The organism is Undibacterium sp. FW305-107, assembly GCF_058788535.1.
Genome location: NZ_JBYTAV010000011.1, coordinates 36,165 through 52,630, shown reverse-complemented (window position 1 = coordinate 52,630; position 16,466 = coordinate 36,165). Strand labels below are relative to the sequence as shown.

The window sequence follows — 16,466 nt, the reverse complement described above, 5'->3', positions numbered from 1 at the left end:
GCAAATCCGGCACATGCTGATAAAAAACGAAAGTGTAACAAATGACGCGCCCTGTTTTTGAATCTTTAATGCTATTTACATTTGCAAGTAACAAACTATGTAGAAAATTGCTTTAATTCCTGACAACTACTTACAAATCGGTAATAGGAAACTTACATCCTTGTTCTAATGTTCAAGCCTGGCCAGCAACAAAGAATATTTCATACCAATACAGGGAGACTTAACATGGAAGAGCAATTGGCAAGTGTGGATGCCATGGATACTGTGACCACAACAGACAAGGATTTGTTCAATCAGCACGCGGATTTGAAGGCTGCTGCAGTGCTTGCCTCTGCCGCCTTGCTGACCGCATGCGGTGGTAGCACGACGGCAGAAAATAGTACAGGCAACAGCACTACGGCAATGGGTGCGCCACCGGCACCTGCTCCTGACGCCGGTGCTGCCGCTATTACCACCAGTGAAGCATCCCGCTTTCTGGCACAAGCCAGCATGGGAGCCAGCCGTGCCCAGATCGCCAGGGTGCAAGCATTGGGATATGCAGGCTGGATTGATGAGCAACTCAGCATGCCTGGCAATGGTACGCGCTGGGACTGGCTGGTCTCAAAAGGTTACGACGATGTCAGTTACCGCAATAGCCAGGCGGGTTTTGATGCAACGGCCTGGCGCAAACTGATCAGCTCGCCAGATACTTTGCGCCAGCGTTTTACACTGGCTTTGTCGGAAGTCATCGTGGTCGCGATTGATGGCCTGATAGGTGGTGGCTGGAAAGCCTTTGCCGCCGCAGCTTGGCTGGACATGCTGGAAGTAAATTGCTTTGGCAATTACCGCGATCTCTTGCAACTGGTATCGACCAGTCCTGCCATGGGGCAATACCTTACTTTCCGGGGTAATGCCAGATTCAATTCAAAAACCGGGGCCAGGCCGGATGAAAACTATGCTCGCGAAATCATGCAGCTTTTTAGCATAGGTTTGATTGAATTGAAACTGAATGGCAATCCTCGTCTGTATGATGGCAAGAGCAAAGAGACCTATGGCCTGGAAGATATCACTGGTCTGGCCCGCATCTTTACTGGTTGGGGTTTTGATCTGGCAGGTGGCGGCCCCGACAAGCCGGACTTCATGCGCAGACCCATGATACAGGTGCCCGACAAGCATGAAACCGGTGCATCCACTTTCCTTGGTGAGACCGTACCAGCAGACTTGAGTGGTGAAAAGGCCTTGGAAGCGGCACTCGACATCATCTTTGCCCATGACAATGTCGCCCCCTTCATCAGCCGACAACTGATACAAAGACTGGTGACCAGCAATCCAAGTGAGGGTTATATCTTGAGGGTGGCTAGCGTGTTCAAAGATGATGGCAGCGGCACAGCCAGTAAGAAAGGTAATTTGAAAGCAGTATTGAAGGCGATTTTGCTCGATGATGAAGCGCGCAAACCAGCTAATCTCAGCGATCCTCAGTTTGGCAAACTGCGTGAACCCATGTTGCGCTTCCTGGCCTGGGCACGTGCCTACAATGCCACGGCAAACAATGATATCTGGAATATCGGTAATACCAGCAACCCCGCCGACAAATTGGGACAAAGCCCCTTGCGTTCACCATCGGTATTCAATTTTTTCCGTCCAGGTTATGTGCCGCCAAATACGGCGATTGCCGCAAAAAACCTGGTGGCACCGGAATTCCAGATCACCAATGAATCTTCAGTCGTTGGTTACGTCAATTACATGCAGATTGCCGTCAGTGAAGGTGTCAGTGATATCAAGCCCGATTACAGCAGTCTGATGCCACTGGCTGAGACGGCGCCGGCCTTGCTGGATGAAATCAATCTGGTGCTGGCAGCAGGGCAGTTAAGTGCGACTACCCTGGCTGATCTGAGCAGCGCAGTTGACAGCATGCCCAAGGGTAATGATGTCCGTCGCAAGCAAAGAATCTATGCGGCGCTGACTCTGGTACTGGCCGCCCCTGAATTCATCGTCCTCAAATAAGCCTGAACTTCTGAGCAAATAATTTGCTGTCACCAATACAGGAAAGCATCATGAAAAATTCTACTACAATGAATGCCTCACGCCGCGCATTCTTGCAACGTGTCTCTGCTCTGTCCATCGCCGGTGTCGCCACACCCTGGGCACTCAACCTGGCTGCCATGGCCGAAGCCTCGGCCGCCAATGCAGATGATTACAAAGCCATCGTCTGCGTGTTTTTATACGGTGGTAATGATTACGCCAATACCTTGGTGCCGTATGACGTTCCCAACTACGCAGCTTATTCCCAATTGCGTCCTTCGCTGGCTTATGGGCGCGACAAACTGACTAAGCTGGAAAGCCTGAATGTTCCTGTAGACAGGAATGGTATCAGCCATCAATACGCGCTGGCACCCGAACTGAAGCTACTGAGTCCCATATTCGATGCCGGCAAGATGGGGATATTACTGAATGTCGGCACTCTGATACGTCCGACCACCAAGCTGGAATACGTGAATAAGACGGCGATGCTGCCACCCAAGTTGTTTTCGCACAATGATCAGCAATCGGTCTGGCAATCTTCTGCACCTGAGGGAGCAACAGCAGGCTGGGGTGGGCGCATGGGTGACCAGTTCGTGGCAGGTAATGGCAACGCTACTTTCACTTGCATAAATGTTTCAGGTAATGCGGTCTACCTGTCTGGCAATACGGCTGTGCAATATCAGATATCGACCAATGGCTCAGTTCATATGACCGGTGTGAAGGCACCTTTGTTTGGTTCCGTTCCCTGTTCCACGGCTTTGCAAAAACTGGTTACGCAAGAGCGTATTCACTTGTTTGAAAATGAATATGCACGCGTCAGCAAACGTTCCCTGGAGGCTGACGATGTACTCACTGCGGCACTGGACAATGGCCGCATCATCAAGACACCATTTAATAAAGAAAATAATCTGGCCATGCAATTGAAGATGGTGGCGCGCATGATTGACTGCGCAGGTACTCTGGGCGCAAAACGCCAGGTCTTTTTTGTTTCCATGGGGGGCTTTGATACCCATAATGGCCTGAAAGAGACGCATCCTGATTTGCTCACCAGTGTTGGCGAAGCACTGAGTTCATTTTATGATGCAACTAAGGAATTGGATATAGAAAACAAGGTCACCAGTTTTACCGCTTCTGATTTTGGCCGTACCCTGAGTGTCAATAATGACGGTTCTGATCATGGCTGGGGCAGCATGCATTTCATGCTGGGCGGAGCAGTCAATGGCAAGCGTTATTATGGTACTGCGCCGCTGGTTGCCGTCGACAGTGATGATGATGTGGGTCAGGGTCGTTTGCTGCCAACGACTTCAGTTGATCAATACGCTGCCACGCTGGGCAAATGGCTGGGCATATCAGACACTGAAATGCTGGAGATACTGCCCAATCTGAAGTATTACGATGCCAGCAAACGCTACCTGGGTTTCGTCTGAATTTAGCTTAAATCAAACCAAACCAGCCGAGTGCAGCACCACCCGCCAGCAGCCACAGTAAATGCAGGCGGGTGCGCCAGACGACCACGGTACACACGACCGTCATCAGCCACAATGGCCAGTCTCTGTTTACCTGGTCATGGGATGCTGCCATGATCCAGCCCGTTGCCAGCAACAGGCCGATGACGATGGGTGCCATGCCCAGTTTGAAGGCACGTACACCACGCAATTCGCGGTTGGCATGCCCCCAGCTGGCTGCCACATAGGTCAGCGTGGTACTCGGTAAAAGTATGCCCGTCATGGTGACGAAGACACCCAGCAGGGCAGTCCACATGCCACCGGCATTCATGCCCACATTCCAGCCCATCAGGGCGATGAACAAGACGTTGGGGCCAGGGGCGGCCTGGGCGATGGAGACAGAAGCATTGAATTGCGCATCAGTCAGCCAGCCTTGTTGCGCGACCAGATAGCGGTGCATGTCAGGCAGGGTAGAAATCGCACCGCCTATCGACAGCAGGGACAGCATCATGTAGTGCAAAAACAGTTGCAGCCAGTCATTCCAGTTCAGGCTGATATGCAAGGCATTGTGCAGGGTATCAGGCATTATTTCAGCCTCCGGTAAACCAGTATGCAGGTGACAGTGCCGAGGGCAAACAAGACATAGGCCAGCGGCAGGCGCAAGAAGGCAATGCCGGCAAAGCAAAGTGCGCTGAAGACCAGGGCGGTAACCCTGCCCAGGGGATTATTTTTCAGTGCCGGAACCAGCTTGAGCGCTGTCGCGATGATCAGACCCGCGGTGACCGCCCCCATGCCGCGCAGGGCACCAACTACCTGGGGATACTGGGAAAACTGGGCATACACTACGGCCAGCATCACGACAATCAATAATGGGACGGACAACATGCCAGCCAGTGCGGCCATGGCACCGGCAAAACCAAAATGGCGGTGACCTATCATGAGGGATAAATTCACGACATTCGGCCCCGGCAAAATCTGCGCGACGGCCCAGTCTTCGACAAACTCTTCCATCGTCATCCAGCGCTTTTTTTCCACCAGTTCACGTTGCACGACGGCCAGTACACCACCGAATCCTTGTAATGCCAGCAAGGTAAATGAGATATACAAATCCGCAAGGGACGTGGGACGCTGGCTGGCAGGTTCTGTGGACATGATGATGGCAGCCTGGCGGCTTAGCATGGAGCAGGTCTACATTGTAAAGCAGACGAGAAAATGCTGCTGAGCAAATATTTCACCTATCCCAATTTCCATAGGTGCAGCCTTGCCGACCGGAGCGCATCATATACAGAAGTAAGAACTTGTATCATTTGAAACGAAGTCCTGTACTTGCTTAATTGCCAGCCTGCTTTGCGCTACAGTATTTTTATTTTACTGGTCAAGATCATGAGCGAAGACAAGATAGTCATGTTTGAAGGTGCCAGTCCTGCCATGCAGGCGGCAGCAGAAAGGGCGCGCAAGACTTTCAAATATTTCTGGCGCGAATTGTCATGGGAATATCGCCGCATTATTCCCGGTCTGGGTCTGGCTGCAGTGAAAGTGGCATTTCCTACCGGCTCGGATGGTGAGGGGCCGGAAGTGGAGCATATGTGGATCAATGAAATACAGTTCGATGGCGACACTGTATCTGGCGTTTTGCTGAATAATCCGCAATGGTTTGACAGCATTGCTGCCGGTGATGCTGTAACTGTGCCGCTGGCAGAAATTGGCGACTGGATGTACACCATCGGCGGTAAAGTATATGGCGGCTACAGCATCGATGTCATGCGTAGCGACATGTCAAAAACCGAGCGCGAAGAACATGACCAGGCCTGGGGACTGGACTTTGGCAAGCCGGGTGAAGTCATGATTGTACCTGTACCAGCGCAGGAAAAGCAGGGCTTTTTATCGGGCCTGTTTGGCAAAAAAGAACAGGCGATCATTGTCAGCACAGAAGACCTGCCGGAACATCCCATGAGTGAAAACATGGCAGAGAAAATGGATCAGGGTTTGCAGGATGAACCGGCCTTCACCCGCAGCGTTGATGAAAATGGCTGGACCTTGCTGCAGAAAGATGCGCTGGCCGGCAATCTCGCTCCCGTAACTTTGCTGGTCAAGCATGGTGCCGACGTCAGTGCTGTCAATCCCAAAGGCGAATCAGCACTTGATCTGGCGCGCAAAATGGGCTGGCCAAGGATAGTTGCTTTTCTGGAAAAGAAATTGCATTAATCCTTTTGCTTATGGTGTGCGCGTATTCGCGCACGCCACTCACCCAGCACTGTCAGTGCACTCTGAAATTCTCTTTCTATCAAGTCTGCTTCGGCATCGGTAATCACACCATCGATCAAGGCGGTTGAGACTGCCTCTGCCACATCGCCAACACGGCTCATGACGCGGCATACCGTCTGCGACAAATCATCTTCACTGACCTGATCAGGCTCTGGTATTACAAACGCCGCCATGCCATGTCTGCTCAACAGCGCATGCAGAGGCAGGTGGGCATCCTTGACACCTGCTTGATGACAGAGCTCAACGATCATCGAGAGTTCTTCAAACGATGGGTAGTGCGACTCTATGCCCGGTGCCAGCTTGTTGCGCAAGACATTCACCGAGACTTCCATACGGCTGGCCAATGCCTCCAGGCCACCAGGATAGGCGCGTGCAATCTTGTACAAGGCGTCGTGCTGGTTCATGTCCGAATATTTGCGTGTCATGGTGAATTCCCCAATTTATTACCGATGATCTTTGTATTTTTGCTCACTATGATGACATCCATCGAGAGTTGAGGGATTGTACAGATAGCTTAACCATATTTCTATAGATGAGAACCATGAACAGTTTTAATAACAAATTAATAGCAATCATGCTGGCGCTGGTTTTGCCACTCTCGGCCAGCTTTGCCCATGCAGCTGGACGCTCATCCGGTTCTTCGGGCGGCTTTCGTGGTGGCTTCTCTTCACAAAGAAGTATCAGCAAACCTGCGCCATCCAAGCCGTCGAATACCGGTTTTGGCAGTTTCAATAACAGCAAGCCAGCGAATGTGAGCAAGAAGTCTGACTCTGCGTTGAACCGTGATCTGGAAAAAAACCAGGCACAGGCGAATGCACAAAAAAGTATGGATGCTCGCCAGCAGACAGCACAGCAAAGTCAGCGCGGGTTTGGCAATAGCACTGGTAACAACAGTGGCAACCAGCAGGCAGCAAACCAGCCTGCATATACAGCACCGCCCGTGACGCAATCTGCACCAGTAATAATGCAGCCACAGGTAGTGCAGAGAGGCAGTGGCATTTTTCCTGCAGTTGTCGGTGGCGTGATACTCGGTAGTGTGATGAGCCATCCTCAGGCAGCAGAAAACCGTCAGTCCCAGCAGTTGGAACCCATTGCCAGCATGGGAACGGGCAGCGGCAAGGAGGCAGTGACCAGTAGCGCTGCAGTAGCGATGGATGACAAGACCAGCGCGCTGAGTAGCTCAGAAGCAGAAAACACAGCCGCAACACTGACGACTACAAAAGTGACACAGGAGAGTGGTGGTTTTAAATTGCTGCGCACCGCTCTCTTCATCTTGCTATTCGCCACGGTGGCCTGGGCAGGCTGGCAATTTCTGCGCAGCAGACGCAACAAGCAAGACAGTGCAGTTCATTACAGTTTAGGAGGAAATTAATACCATGGCCTGGAAAGATGCATATCAGTACGTAGGCAAGCTGTTTAACAAACACGACAAGGATCAACTCGTCGCAGACGAGATGCATGCAGAAAATGGCAGACAAGATGCAGCCCTGCCACTGGGTGCGCGCATAGGCAGTGTCGTCAATTTGCAAAAGACACCGCTGATACGTGCGATCAGCCAGGGCTCACTGATTGCCATGCCGGATGAAGCTGAAACCCGCATCGTCGCCATTAGCCGCGTGCAACTGCCTATCAGCGGCAAGATGTATCGCTATTACCTGAACCGCGATGCCAATGGCGGCGAGAAATTTTTGCAGTTGTATTGCGATGCCAATGATGATTTGCAAGAGCTTTTGTATTGTAGCCACCTGACGCGCTTGATACCTGAAACCGTCGAAGACCAGCAAGCTTTTCTGGGTGAAAACGGTGCCGGTCTGGGTGACCGCAATTACAGTCTGTGGCGTGAACAACTGGTGGGCATAGGCTGGGATGAGGCTAGCCTGGACAGTGTATTTGCCGATGCCGACAGCCTGCAATATGAGCGCGATGCCGGTGATCCGGCGCAGGAATTTGTCCCCCCTTTTAAAGGTGTAGAAACCCGCATTGATGATGCAGCAGGCAAGCATGGTTTGCAGCAGGATGTGGTCTTCATGCCTTACCGCAGGAGTTTGAATGAAGCGGGTGATCAGTCTGAATTACTGCTGATCAGCACAGAGATTTTACGTAGCAAGGATGGCGATAACAAGCGCGACATCCATGTCGATTTTATGATTGCCCTACCCCTGGAAGCGGAAAGGCTGCTGGTGCAATAGCACCAATTTGATGTAGCAAGCAATGTAGCACCGTGAAGTATCAATATCGTGTCACACACTGAAAGGACATAACATGAGCAATATGAATGGCTGGGGCCTGACCGCACGTTTGATTTCCAAACACTTTGGCGCACTCGGCGACAAAATATCCGAAGCAATTGCCAACTTCGATCCCGAAACAGCGACTGAAGCAGACCGTGACCGTCTGGCAGCGACCCTGCGCGAAACGGCACAGAAACTGGCCGCTGCCCGCTCATCTTTCGACAAGGAACACAATGACGTAGTGCGTCTACGTGAACTGATTGCGAATGATGAAAAAGCCTCGGCAACACTGGCAGACCGTTTGGCCAGTGGTAAAATTTCTGAAGCTACTGTCAATATGTTCTGCGACGAACTGGAAGCCAACAAGGCACGCTTGCCGGTAGAGTTGCAGGAAGAAGCCGATGCCCAGGAATACATGAACGAGTTGCAAAAAATCGTCGATGCCTTCTCCAAACAATTGGCAGACTTTGATGCAGCCGCGAAAAAAGCTTTGCAAAACCTGGCGTCTGCCAAAGCGCAAAAAGATTTACAGCAATTGCGGGTAGAGCGGCAAGAGCAACTCAGCAACCTGTCCGGCATGCGTACGCATTCAACCGCCCTGAATGCGCTGACACGCCGCGCACAAAATGTCAGCAATGAAGCGGCGGGTTTGCGCATTGTTGCCGACATAGGGCAAAAACCGCTGGACCAGGCGGCTGAAATTGATGCCATCCGCAAATCCGTGGCACAGGCCGATACTGCAGGCGAAAGTACGCTGGAAAGACTAAAGCGCTTATCGGGCCAGGCTGCAGCAGGTCAGACCGTAACAGCGGCCTAAGCCTGCCTGCTGACTCTCTGCGTCAGCAGGGTGAGCCAGCGGTCTGCACCACTGACTTCACTGATGACTTGGGAAAAGTCACAGACGGTGCGGGCCGCACGTTCAAGTAATTGTATGTCGGCTTCATGCTGACGTGCTACGTGCGGGTCTTCGAGAAACAGGATGCGGCGTATTTGCCGGTCAAGTACCAGTTCTGCCAGTTGCGCATCTCCACCCAGAGGGCCGGAAAGATAAGGGGTGACCCAGTTCTTGCCGGCTTCTGCTCCCTTGATTCTTTGTGCCAGCTGGTTCAACAGGCCACCAGTCGTGCCAGTCGCATAGCGATGGCCAAAGCTGTCGAGCAGTTCAAAATGTTTTTCAGCCATGACCAGCATGCTCTCCTTCATCGCGTCATGGGCGATCAGGGCGATACCTTCCTTGCCTAATTCAAAAGTCTGATTCAGTTTGTTGTCTATCGCTGCACCGGTTGCTGTCGCTTCCAGTTCCAGCCATTCCCTGGCGCTGGCTAAAGTCGCCAGGAAGGGTTTGCGGTGTATCACACACTGGCGCTTGAGTGCCTGGGCCTCCGGGAAAACAGAAGAAGGGTCGACCGGATCAATCAGATAAATTACTGCATCCACCGCTCTGGCTGGGTCTTTATCGACGACCCGTGATACCAGTTTCATCAGGCCACCTTCGCGGCCATAGGGGAAACGCTCGACCTCAGGGCAGCTTTCCAGCAAACCATGTGAAATGATGGCGTCAAGTGTACGTCCGACGATGACCATTTCAGCTTGCAAGTGGTGCAATGCTGGCCCGCCGCCGTGTAAGAGTTGCACCAGGGCAGAATTGGGGGCATCCTGATGTGAACGGTTGGCAATTAATCCTATGCGTAGCTTTTTTGCTGAGGTCACGGCATGTGCTTTCATGGCTGGTGAGAAAATTGTCTGCCCCTGTAGTTTACTCTCAGACCGTCTATACTGGCTGACTGAAGGCTACATTTTGTTACCTAATCCAACAGTCGAGACACACGAAAAAGCCTGGACAGGCGTAGCATTCTGTACATGAAGTAAAACAGGTGAGGATAAAATGAAAAAATGGCGACATCTGCTGATGGTGCTGATGATCATGATGACCTGCGCCTCGGCTTTGGGTGATGATGATTTTGATGATGAAATGCAAGTCAGGCGCTGGGCTCTGCTAGGGGATACCCAGGCGCAGAATATGCTGGGTTTGTTATATCTTGAGCCCAATGAGAATTTACAAAATGCACAGGAAGCCGCCTACTGGCTGGAACAGGCGGCGGATCAGGGTCATGCCGGTGCCCAGGCAAATCTGGGTGTCATGTATCTGACCGGTGAAGGTGTTGAGACTGATGAAGGCCAGGCTTTCCGGTTATTTCGTCGCGCCGCCTTGCAGGGGCTGACTTCTGCCCAACTGGCACTGGGTTATATGTATGCGACTGGCAAGGGTGTGGAAGAAAATCCTGAAGAAGCGGTATTCTGGTATCAACAAGCTGCACAGCAGGGTAATGCCAGTGCCCAGCATCATCTGGCCCTGGCCTATCAGGACGGTGCAGGGGTAGAGAAAGACGCTGATCAGGCTGCCCGCTGGGAAATGCTGGCAGCTGACCAGGGCTTGTCGAGTGCACAGTTTCAAATGGGTTTGCGTTACTTGCATGGCGATGGGGTAGAGCGCGACATGGTGACTGGTTACCGTTATTTGCTGAAAGCCAGTGTCAAGGCTGGCAGTATGGCAATAGATAGTCGCGAACTTGTCAGCAATGACCTGACTACCGAGCAAATTGCTGAAATCCGCGATGATTCCCGCTACTGGAAAGCGCGCCTTTGATGCCATGTATCAACGACACTGACCTGTGAATAATGGTCGTTGTTACCCTTGGTCTGCTTACTGATTACCAGTTTTACTCTGAACACCGCAAATTTTTTTTTGCGGCGTTTTTTTATTTGTGCGTAATCTGGATAATCGGGACAGCTGATAAATTAGATTTGCACAATTCCAATGCGCAATGTACTCTCGATGCTGCATGATCGTATATCCCGGAAAATGACGACTGGGGTAGCCCAAAAGATCAACGAATAAAGCTGAGAAAATCAAATGCATCGCGCTGCCTGGCCTCCTCTCTGACAGAACGCACATCGCTGTAGTGCAAAGCATGTATCAGCATGCTGCATTGCTTGCGCTGGTTCTAACATGTTCAAGCATGTTCAGGCCATCAATCTCCCACGCCCTTCTATCCGGTCTACGGCTTCGGGATGGGCGTAGCATTTCTTTATTCGTATTGGAAATTTACATGCAATTATTGAATACTCTCATGGCGCACGCCATGCCATGGATTCCCCGCGCACTGATACAAAAAATCTCACGACGCTATATCGCTGGTGATAATCTCGATGATACTGTGGCCTGCGTCCGTCAACTGAACAGACTGGGTTTCGATGTCACCATCGATGTATTGGGTGAGTCAGCCTCAAACCTGCAACAAACTGCAGACACAGCCCACGAATACATGCGCGTGTTGATGGCGATTCAAGAGCGCGGGTTGCAAGCCAGCGTATCGGTCAAACCAACTGCTTTGGGATTGCTGCTTGATATGCAGCGTTGCGAGCAACACATGGAACAAATTGTCGCTTTTGCCGATCATCATCAAATTTCTGTTTGCATGGATATGGAGGATGTTGCCTGTACCCAGAAAGAAATTGATCTGTTCACTAAACTGAGAGTGAGATACAGCAAACTCAGCCTGGCATTACAGGCTTATTTGCAGCGCACTTATCATGATATTCAAGCACTGCTGCTGAACCGTAGCAGCATGCGCATTTGCAAGGGTATTTATCTTGAGGAACGATCACAGCTGGTCGAAGGTGCATGGCATGACCGGAATAGTATCAACCCCCATTTCCTGGCCCATGTTGCCCGCTGTTTCGACACAGCTACCTTCGTTGCAATTGCTACTCACGACAGCGCCTTGATAGCGCAGGTGCTGGAGCTGGTGCAGCGCCGCAACATAGTGAAGCATGCATTCGAATTTCAGATGCTGTTAGGTGTTTGCGAGCCTCTGCGCGACAAGCTAAGGGACATGGGTTTTAGTGTGCGCATCTATGTGCCCTATGGCAAGGACTGGTATGGTTATAGCATACGCCGGATAAAAGAAAATCCCCAAATTGCAGGTCACATATTGCGGTCTTTAATACGTCGTTAAGTTTTTCAATAAGTTTCTCAAACCGATATCACGTCAGTTTCAAGCGCTCATTGAAAGCTTGAAACTGACGCAACTATTATGCTAAGTTTGAACAATTCAGCGCAGATAGTGCTGTTCAAATTCTTCCGCTGACATGGCTTGTGAAAACAGGTAACCCTGCATTTCATCGCATTGCTGCTGCTGGAGAAAATCGCGTTGCTCCCGGGTTTCCACACCTTCGGCAATTACGCGCAATTTCAAGGCATGGGCGAGGTGGATGATGGCAGTCACAATGGCGATGTCGCTTTCGTTGCCTGGCAAATCATCTATAAAAGAACGGTCTATCTTGAGCTTGTAGATAGGGAAGCGTTTCAGGTAGCTGAGACTGGAATAGCCGGTGCCAAAGTCATCAATCGCCAGCTTGACGCCCAATGCCGCCAGGGATTCCAGCTTCTTCAATGCATCTTCCGCATCCTTGATGAGTATCGATTCGGTCAATTCCAGTTCTATGCACTGTGGCAGCAAATCATGCTCATGCAGGGCTGCAGCGATACTGTCAACAAAATTGGCTTGCTGGAATTGCAGCGCTGAGACGTTGATCGCCACCCGCATGGACTGGCCATCACGGTTCCATAATGCCGCCTGTCGTATCGCCGTTTGCATGACCCAGTTACCGATAGGGACAATGACGCCTGACTCTTCTGCCACCGGGATAAATTGTACCGGGCTGACTTCACCGAGGTCTTTGTCGGTCCAGCGAATTAGCGCTTCCACACCCAGCAGCTTGCCGGTGGCCAGTTCTATTTGTGGCTGGTAATGCAATCTGAAAAGCTGGTGTTCCAATGCCTGGCGCATGGCATGATCCAGCTTCATGCGTGACAACAAGCCTATATTCATCTGGCGCTGATAAAAACGGAAATCCGAGCGCCCGCGCTCCTTCACATGGTACATGGCGCTGTCTGCATTCTTGATCAGGTCTGCCATGCTTTGCCCATCTGCCGGGTAAAGCGCAATCCCTATGCTGGCGGTGACAGTAAAGTTCATGCCATCGAGTGAAAATGGAGCGGACAATTCTTCCAGCACCCTTCTGGCGCAAATCTCTGCGCCTTCCGCATCGGCTTCATGCAAGAGCAAGACAAATTCGTCTCCGCCCAGACGTGAAGCGGTATCGACCTGGCGTATGCATTTTTTCAGGCGTTCAGTGACTTGCAAAAGTACACGGTCACCAAAGGGGTGTCCCAGTGCATCATTGATTTGTTTGAAATGATCAAGGTCAAGGAAGAGCAGGGCAAAGGTCGAATGATTGCGGCTGGAAATGGTGATCGCCTGACGTATGCGTTCATCCAGTAACAAGCGGTTCGGCAAACCGGTGAGCACGTCAGAAAACGCCAGTTCTTCAATTTTCTGTTTCGCCGTATGGGTTTCTGTCCTGTCCTTGAAAAAGCCTATGTAGTTCAGTGCACCACCCTTGGCATCCGGGACCTTGACCAGGGAAATCATGCATAGATAGGCATGGCCATTCTTGCGGCGGTTCCACAATTCACCTTCCCAGAAACCCAGGTTCTCCAGCTCTTTGAGCAGGTTTTCTACCTGGGCAGTATTACCTTCCATGGAGAAAAATTCCCTGGGTGTTTTACCCAGCATTTCTTTTTCGGTATAACTGCTGAGGCGCTCGAAACTAGGGTTGGTGGTGACTATTTTTTGTTCAGCATCGGTGATGAAAATCGCATCAGTACTCGATTCAAATACTTTGGCCGCCAGCCGCAGGCGTGCTTCATCGGCCAGCCGCTGAGTGATATCGCGGTAAGAATATACCCGCCCTATAGGACGACCCCGTGCATACTGTGGCAGGGTCACTCTTTCCAGTACCTTGCCAGAGCGAAGCGTCAGCACATCGGTGGCTTCCATCAGTGGTGAGCGGGTGATGGTGCCCAGTCTTTCTTCATACTGACCAGCATCAAGCATGCATTTATCCATCCAGGCATAGATGGCCTTGTCATCACGCTGCGTCATCAAATCATCCGGCAAGCCCCATAGCTCAGCGAATAAATGGTTATAGCTGCGGATGGCAGCATCCAGGTCAGTGACCAGTATGCCGTCAGCGGTGGACTCCAGGGTGGCGCGCAGCTCGGCGATGAGCTTTTCCAGCTCATTTTCAACCTGGCGCTGATTTGAATGGTCATTGATGGCGACCACATAGACAGAACTGTCCAGACCCATCCTGACCAGGGTAACCCGTCTTTCTATCTGGACTATGCTGCCGTCACTACGTTTCAGCAAGGTTTCTGAGTGAATATTTTCTGATAAACCTGCTGCCACATCCTCCCAAAAGAACACATCTTCAGGTGCAACTGCCAAATCTACTATGCCCTTGCCAAACAGGCTGTCTGGCGGGACTTGCAGCAGATGATGGATAGACTTGTTGGCAGCGACTATGCGCAGTTGTATGGGGTCAACCAGTATCACTGCTTCCAGCAAACCTTCTATCAGTGATTGCCAGGGATGGGCTTTCATGCCGCTGCCCCATCTTCGGTACGCGGTTCTGCCTCCAGTCCACGTTCAAAGAAATAGCACAGGCGCTTGCGCGGCGATAAGTAGTCGTAGGCTGCCTTGGGCAATTGCAAGGGTTTGAGGCTGCGGTGTATGCATACCGTGTTTTCATGCTCCAGATTGATGACCAGTGCTTCTTCGCGCGGCACGGCAGAATTGTGGATGACCACCTTGGGTTTGATGGGGCGGGCTGAATTGACCGATACCACCATGGCATAGCGTTCATCCGTCAGTTGCACGACCGAGCCCGGCGGATAAATCCCCATCATGCGGATGAAGGCGGTCAGGGTGGGGGCATGAAAACGGGGTTTGTGCTGGGTAAAAATCTGCGACAGGGCTTCATGCGGCGTGACTGCAAATGCAGGATTGGCAGGATTGCAAAGATTATCGTAATGATTGACCAGTGCGACGATGCGGCTGATGGGACTTAGCTTGTCGCCCTGTACATGGCTGGGATATCCCGTGCCGTCTGCATGTTCATGATGCTGGGCGATGGCCAGCAAGACATTTGCCGACAAACCCATCTTGCGTGCCATCGCCAGGCTATGCAAGACGTGCTCGTGATATAGCTCGCGTTCGGCGTGATTGAAATGTTCATCTTGCCAGCGCAAACGGTCGGGCAAATCCATTTTGCCTATGTCATGCAAGATGGTGGCGACACCCAGGTCCAGCATCTCTGCCTTGCTCAAATGCAGTGCCCGCCCCAGCAAGAGTGCGATGACCGTCACATTGATGGAATGCAGCGAGGTTTTTTCGCCTGCTTTTTCAGACAGCAGGCGTATCGCTGCTTCATCCTCCCCCAAAATCTGACCCAGGAAACCTTGTATCAACTGCTCGGCCAGTTCTTTGGCTTGCGATGGCTGCGAATGGACTAAATCCGTGACTTGCTTGAAGGTTTGTGCCGCATGGGCAAACTGGCGCTCGCAGACTTGCAGGCTGGCTTGCTGGTTGGCCAACAGCTCACGCCTTTGCCTGGCGGCGAAAGCACCGGGGCTTTCCGTTACTTTGCTTTCTTGCCCGATATGCTGTTCGCTGGTGGCGGGGTTGGTCTCTGAATTGAGTTCCGGGCTGCTTTTGTCGGGCGCATAGCGTATGCGCTCCAGACCTAGTGAACGTATGGTATCGATTTGCGACTGACTGCTGATCTTGAAATTGGAGACAGGGAAGGGGTGATCCATCCAGCCCACATCCAGATAGACAAACATGCCTATGCGTAGCTGGCCAAGCTCAATAAACTGTGTATGAATATCAGTCATGACACTTGTTTCCGGAAATTTGACGCTTGAGCCTGGTTTTTTTTAAAGAGAGTATGCCACCTCAGTGCTGAAGGCATTCCGGGCAGCATTATTCTGCATGTTACATCAGCTCTTTGTCTGTCTGGCTACAATTCAGGCTGACTGTGGGTTTTATGCTTAAATTATGCTGGCTTGATGCAAAAAACAGCTGTCTTTATACTTGGTCTGCATCTGAATCATGCTGAGTCATGGTTTGGCGCAATCGCAAACATCATTTCCCTTGTCGAAAATGATACGCCAGACACCAGGGCTCTCCAGTCTCCAGATAGAGGTAAAAGTAGCCACCAGCTTGCCTTGCGGGTCACGTACCGGCCCGCTGCTGAGCGCCAGTTTGCCTGACTCCAGGACTTCTACCGTTTCCGGTGCCCAGGAAAAAGGTGCGGCAGAGCCTTCGTAAAAGCGTTTCCAGGCTGCGGCCACTTCCTGCTTGCCGTGCAAAACCTTTTTGGTCGAAAAAAAGATGGTTTCATCTGCCAGAAATTCTGTAAAAGCCTTGTGGTCGCGTACTTCCATGGTCTTGGCAAAGGCAGTCTCGGTCTGCATAACCTGTTTGACCAGATCGGCATGATTTTCAGCGGCTTGGGCATGCAGGCTCAATGCCATACTAGCTACCAGACTAGCGGCCAGCAGCAAGCGTGAGTAAATGGCAGTCATAAGAAATCCCTTGAGGTCAAAATCAGC

General features: G+C 51.5%; 15 protein-coding genes. 8 read left to right on the top strand and 7 right to left on the bottom strand.

From position 1 onward, the window contains the following. The first annotated feature begins 225 nt into the window (after positions 1 to 225). Positions 226 to 1,983, top strand: a complete 1,758-nt coding sequence (locus AC3WQT_RS22945) for a DUF1800 domain-containing protein (RefSeq protein ID WP_492707433.1) — start codon at positions 226 to 228, stop codon at positions 1,981 to 1,983. A gap of 50 nt (positions 1,984 to 2,033) precedes the next feature. After that, positions 2,034 to 3,428, top strand: coding sequence for a DUF1501 domain-containing protein (locus tag AC3WQT_RS22940; protein ID WP_492707431.1), 1,395 nt, complete (start codon positions 2,034 to 2,036; stop codon positions 3,426 to 3,428). A gap of 7 nt (positions 3,429 to 3,435) precedes the next feature. Here AC3WQT_RS22940 and AC3WQT_RS22935 read toward each other — a convergent pair whose 3' ends face one another. Continuing rightward, complete coding sequence (locus AC3WQT_RS22935) at positions 3,436 to 4,032, bottom strand: chromate transporter (RefSeq protein ID WP_492707429.1); 597 nt, start codon at positions 4,030 to 4,032, stop codon at positions 3,436 to 3,438. Then, positions 4,032 to 4,625 carry a chromate transporter gene (locus tag AC3WQT_RS22930; protein WP_492707427.1) on the bottom strand — a complete coding sequence of 198 codons (594 nt, stop codon included), beginning with the start codon at positions 4,623 to 4,625 and terminating at the stop codon, positions 4,032 to 4,034. The genes AC3WQT_RS22935 and AC3WQT_RS22930 overlap by 1 nt, the downstream gene beginning before the upstream one ends. A gap of 204 nt (positions 4,626 to 4,829) precedes the next feature. Here AC3WQT_RS22930 and AC3WQT_RS22925 point away from each other — a divergent pair, with 204 nt between their 5' ends. Continuing rightward, entirely contained in the window at positions 4,830 to 5,651 is an 822-nt protein-coding gene (locus AC3WQT_RS22925; RefSeq protein WP_492707426.1) for a DUF2314 domain-containing protein, read from the top strand. Here AC3WQT_RS22925 and AC3WQT_RS22920 read toward each other — a convergent pair. Then, positions 5,648 to 6,136, bottom strand: coding sequence for a phage regulatory CII family protein (locus AC3WQT_RS22920; RefSeq protein WP_492707424.1), 489 nt, complete (start codon positions 6,134 to 6,136; stop codon positions 5,648 to 5,650). The two genes, AC3WQT_RS22925 and AC3WQT_RS22920, sit on opposite strands and share 4 nt — an antisense overlap. Before the next feature lie 116 nt (positions 6,137 to 6,252). Between AC3WQT_RS22920 and AC3WQT_RS22915 the strand changes: the two genes are divergently transcribed. The 3 genes from AC3WQT_RS22915 (at position 6,253) to AC3WQT_RS22905 (ending at position 8,759) form a co-directional block, all read left to right on the top strand. Continuing rightward, positions 6,253 to 7,083: a hypothetical protein gene (locus tag AC3WQT_RS22915; RefSeq protein WP_492707422.1), complete on the top strand. Its 831-nt coding sequence runs from the start codon at positions 6,253 to 6,255 to the stop codon at positions 7,081 to 7,083. Between the two features lie 4 nt (positions 7,084 to 7,087). Then, a complete protein-coding gene (locus AC3WQT_RS22910; protein WP_492707420.1) occupies positions 7,088 to 7,900 on the top strand; it encodes a DUF2491 family protein in 813 nt (270 codons plus the stop codon). Positions 7,901 to 7,973: 73 nt separating this feature from the next. Next, on the top strand, positions 7,974 to 8,759 hold the full coding sequence (locus AC3WQT_RS22905; RefSeq protein WP_492707418.1) for a hypothetical protein: 786 nt from the start codon (positions 7,974 to 7,976) through the stop codon (positions 8,757 to 8,759). On the opposite strand, the gene AC3WQT_RS22900 is transcribed toward AC3WQT_RS22905, so the two are convergent. After that, entirely contained in the window at positions 8,756 to 9,667 is a 912-nt protein-coding gene (locus AC3WQT_RS22900; RefSeq protein WP_492707416.1) for a methylglyoxal synthase, read from the bottom strand. The genes AC3WQT_RS22905 and AC3WQT_RS22900 overlap by 4 nt on opposite strands. A 160-nt stretch (positions 9,668 to 9,827) precedes the next feature. Between AC3WQT_RS22900 and AC3WQT_RS22895 the strand changes: the two genes are divergently transcribed. After that, the gene (locus AC3WQT_RS22895; RefSeq protein ID WP_492707414.1) at positions 9,828 to 10,589 is read left to right on the top strand and encodes a tetratricopeptide repeat protein; all 762 of its coding nucleotides are present in this window, start codon (positions 9,828 to 9,830) and stop codon (positions 10,587 to 10,589) included. A 463-nt stretch (positions 10,590 to 11,052) separates the two neighbouring features. Beyond that, the gene (locus AC3WQT_RS22890; RefSeq protein WP_492707413.1) at positions 11,053 to 11,961 is read left to right on the top strand and encodes a proline dehydrogenase family protein; all 909 of its coding nucleotides are present in this window, start codon (positions 11,053 to 11,055) and stop codon (positions 11,959 to 11,961) included. 96 nt (positions 11,962 to 12,057) lie between these two features. Here the strand turns inward: AC3WQT_RS22890 and AC3WQT_RS22885 are convergent, their stop codons facing one another. From AC3WQT_RS22885 to AC3WQT_RS22875, 3 genes are all read right to left on the bottom strand, one after another. Continuing rightward, the gene (locus AC3WQT_RS22885; RefSeq protein ID WP_492707412.1) at positions 12,058 to 14,454 is read right to left on the bottom strand and encodes a sensor domain-containing protein; all 2,397 of its coding nucleotides are present in this window, start codon (positions 14,452 to 14,454) and stop codon (positions 12,058 to 12,060) included. After that, complete coding sequence (locus AC3WQT_RS22880) at positions 14,451 to 15,746, bottom strand: cyclic di-GMP phosphodiesterase (RefSeq protein ID WP_492707410.1); 1,296 nt, start codon at positions 15,744 to 15,746, stop codon at positions 14,451 to 14,453. The genes AC3WQT_RS22885 and AC3WQT_RS22880 overlap by 4 nt, the downstream gene beginning before the upstream one ends. A gap of 225 nt (positions 15,747 to 15,971) precedes the next feature. Further along, positions 15,972 to 16,439 (bottom strand): YybH family protein, encoded by a 468-nt coding sequence (locus tag AC3WQT_RS22875; RefSeq protein WP_492707409.1) that lies wholly within the window; start codon positions 16,437 to 16,439, stop codon positions 15,972 to 15,974. Positions 16,440 to 16,466: the final 27 nt, after the last annotated feature.

Excerpts from the sequence above, each read along its gene's own strand:
- AC3WQT_RS22905 (WP_492707418.1), top strand. The coding sequence starts at position 7,974 with ATGAGCAATATGAATGGCTGGGGCCTGACCGCACGTTTGATTTCCAAA.
- AC3WQT_RS22890 (WP_492707413.1), top strand. The coding sequence starts at position 11,053 with ATGCAATTATTGAATACTCTCATGGCGCACGCCATGCCATGGATTCCC.
- AC3WQT_RS22875 (WP_492707409.1), bottom strand. The coding sequence starts at position 16,439 with ATGACTGCCATTTACTCACGCTTGCTGCTGGCCGCTAGTCTGGTAGCT.
- AC3WQT_RS22880 (WP_492707410.1), bottom strand. The coding sequence starts at position 15,746 with ATGACTGATATTCATACACAGTTTATTGAGCTTGGCCAGCTACGCATA.
- AC3WQT_RS22900 (WP_492707416.1), bottom strand. The coding sequence starts at position 9,667 with ATGAAAGCACATGCCGTGACCTCAGCAAAAAAGCTACGCATAGGATTA.
- AC3WQT_RS22895 (WP_492707414.1), top strand. The coding sequence starts at position 9,828 with ATGAAAAAATGGCGACATCTGCTGATGGTGCTGATGATCATGATGACC.
- AC3WQT_RS22910 (WP_492707420.1), top strand. The coding sequence starts at position 7,088 with ATGGCCTGGAAAGATGCATATCAGTACGTAGGCAAGCTGTTTAACAAA.
- AC3WQT_RS22915 (WP_492707422.1), top strand. The coding sequence starts at position 6,253 with ATGAACAGTTTTAATAACAAATTAATAGCAATCATGCTGGCGCTGGTT.
- AC3WQT_RS22930 (WP_492707427.1), bottom strand. The coding sequence starts at position 4,625 with ATGCTAAGCCGCCAGGCTGCCATCATCATGTCCACAGAACCTGCCAGC.
- AC3WQT_RS22945 (WP_492707433.1), top strand. The coding sequence starts at position 226 with ATGGAAGAGCAATTGGCAAGTGTGGATGCCATGGATACTGTGACCACA.
- AC3WQT_RS22940 (WP_492707431.1), top strand. The coding sequence starts at position 2,034 with ATGAAAAATTCTACTACAATGAATGCCTCACGCCGCGCATTCTTGCAA.
- AC3WQT_RS22925 (WP_492707426.1), top strand. The coding sequence starts at position 4,830 with ATGAGCGAAGACAAGATAGTCATGTTTGAAGGTGCCAGTCCTGCCATG.
- AC3WQT_RS22920 (WP_492707424.1), bottom strand. The coding sequence starts at position 6,136 with ATGACACGCAAATATTCGGACATGAACCAGCACGACGCCTTGTACAAG.
- AC3WQT_RS22935 (WP_492707429.1), bottom strand. The coding sequence starts at position 4,032 with ATGCCTGATACCCTGCACAATGCCTTGCATATCAGCCTGAACTGGAAT.
- AC3WQT_RS22885 (WP_492707412.1), bottom strand. The coding sequence starts at position 14,454 with ATGAAAGCCCATCCCTGGCAATCACTGATAGAAGGTTTGCTGGAAGCA.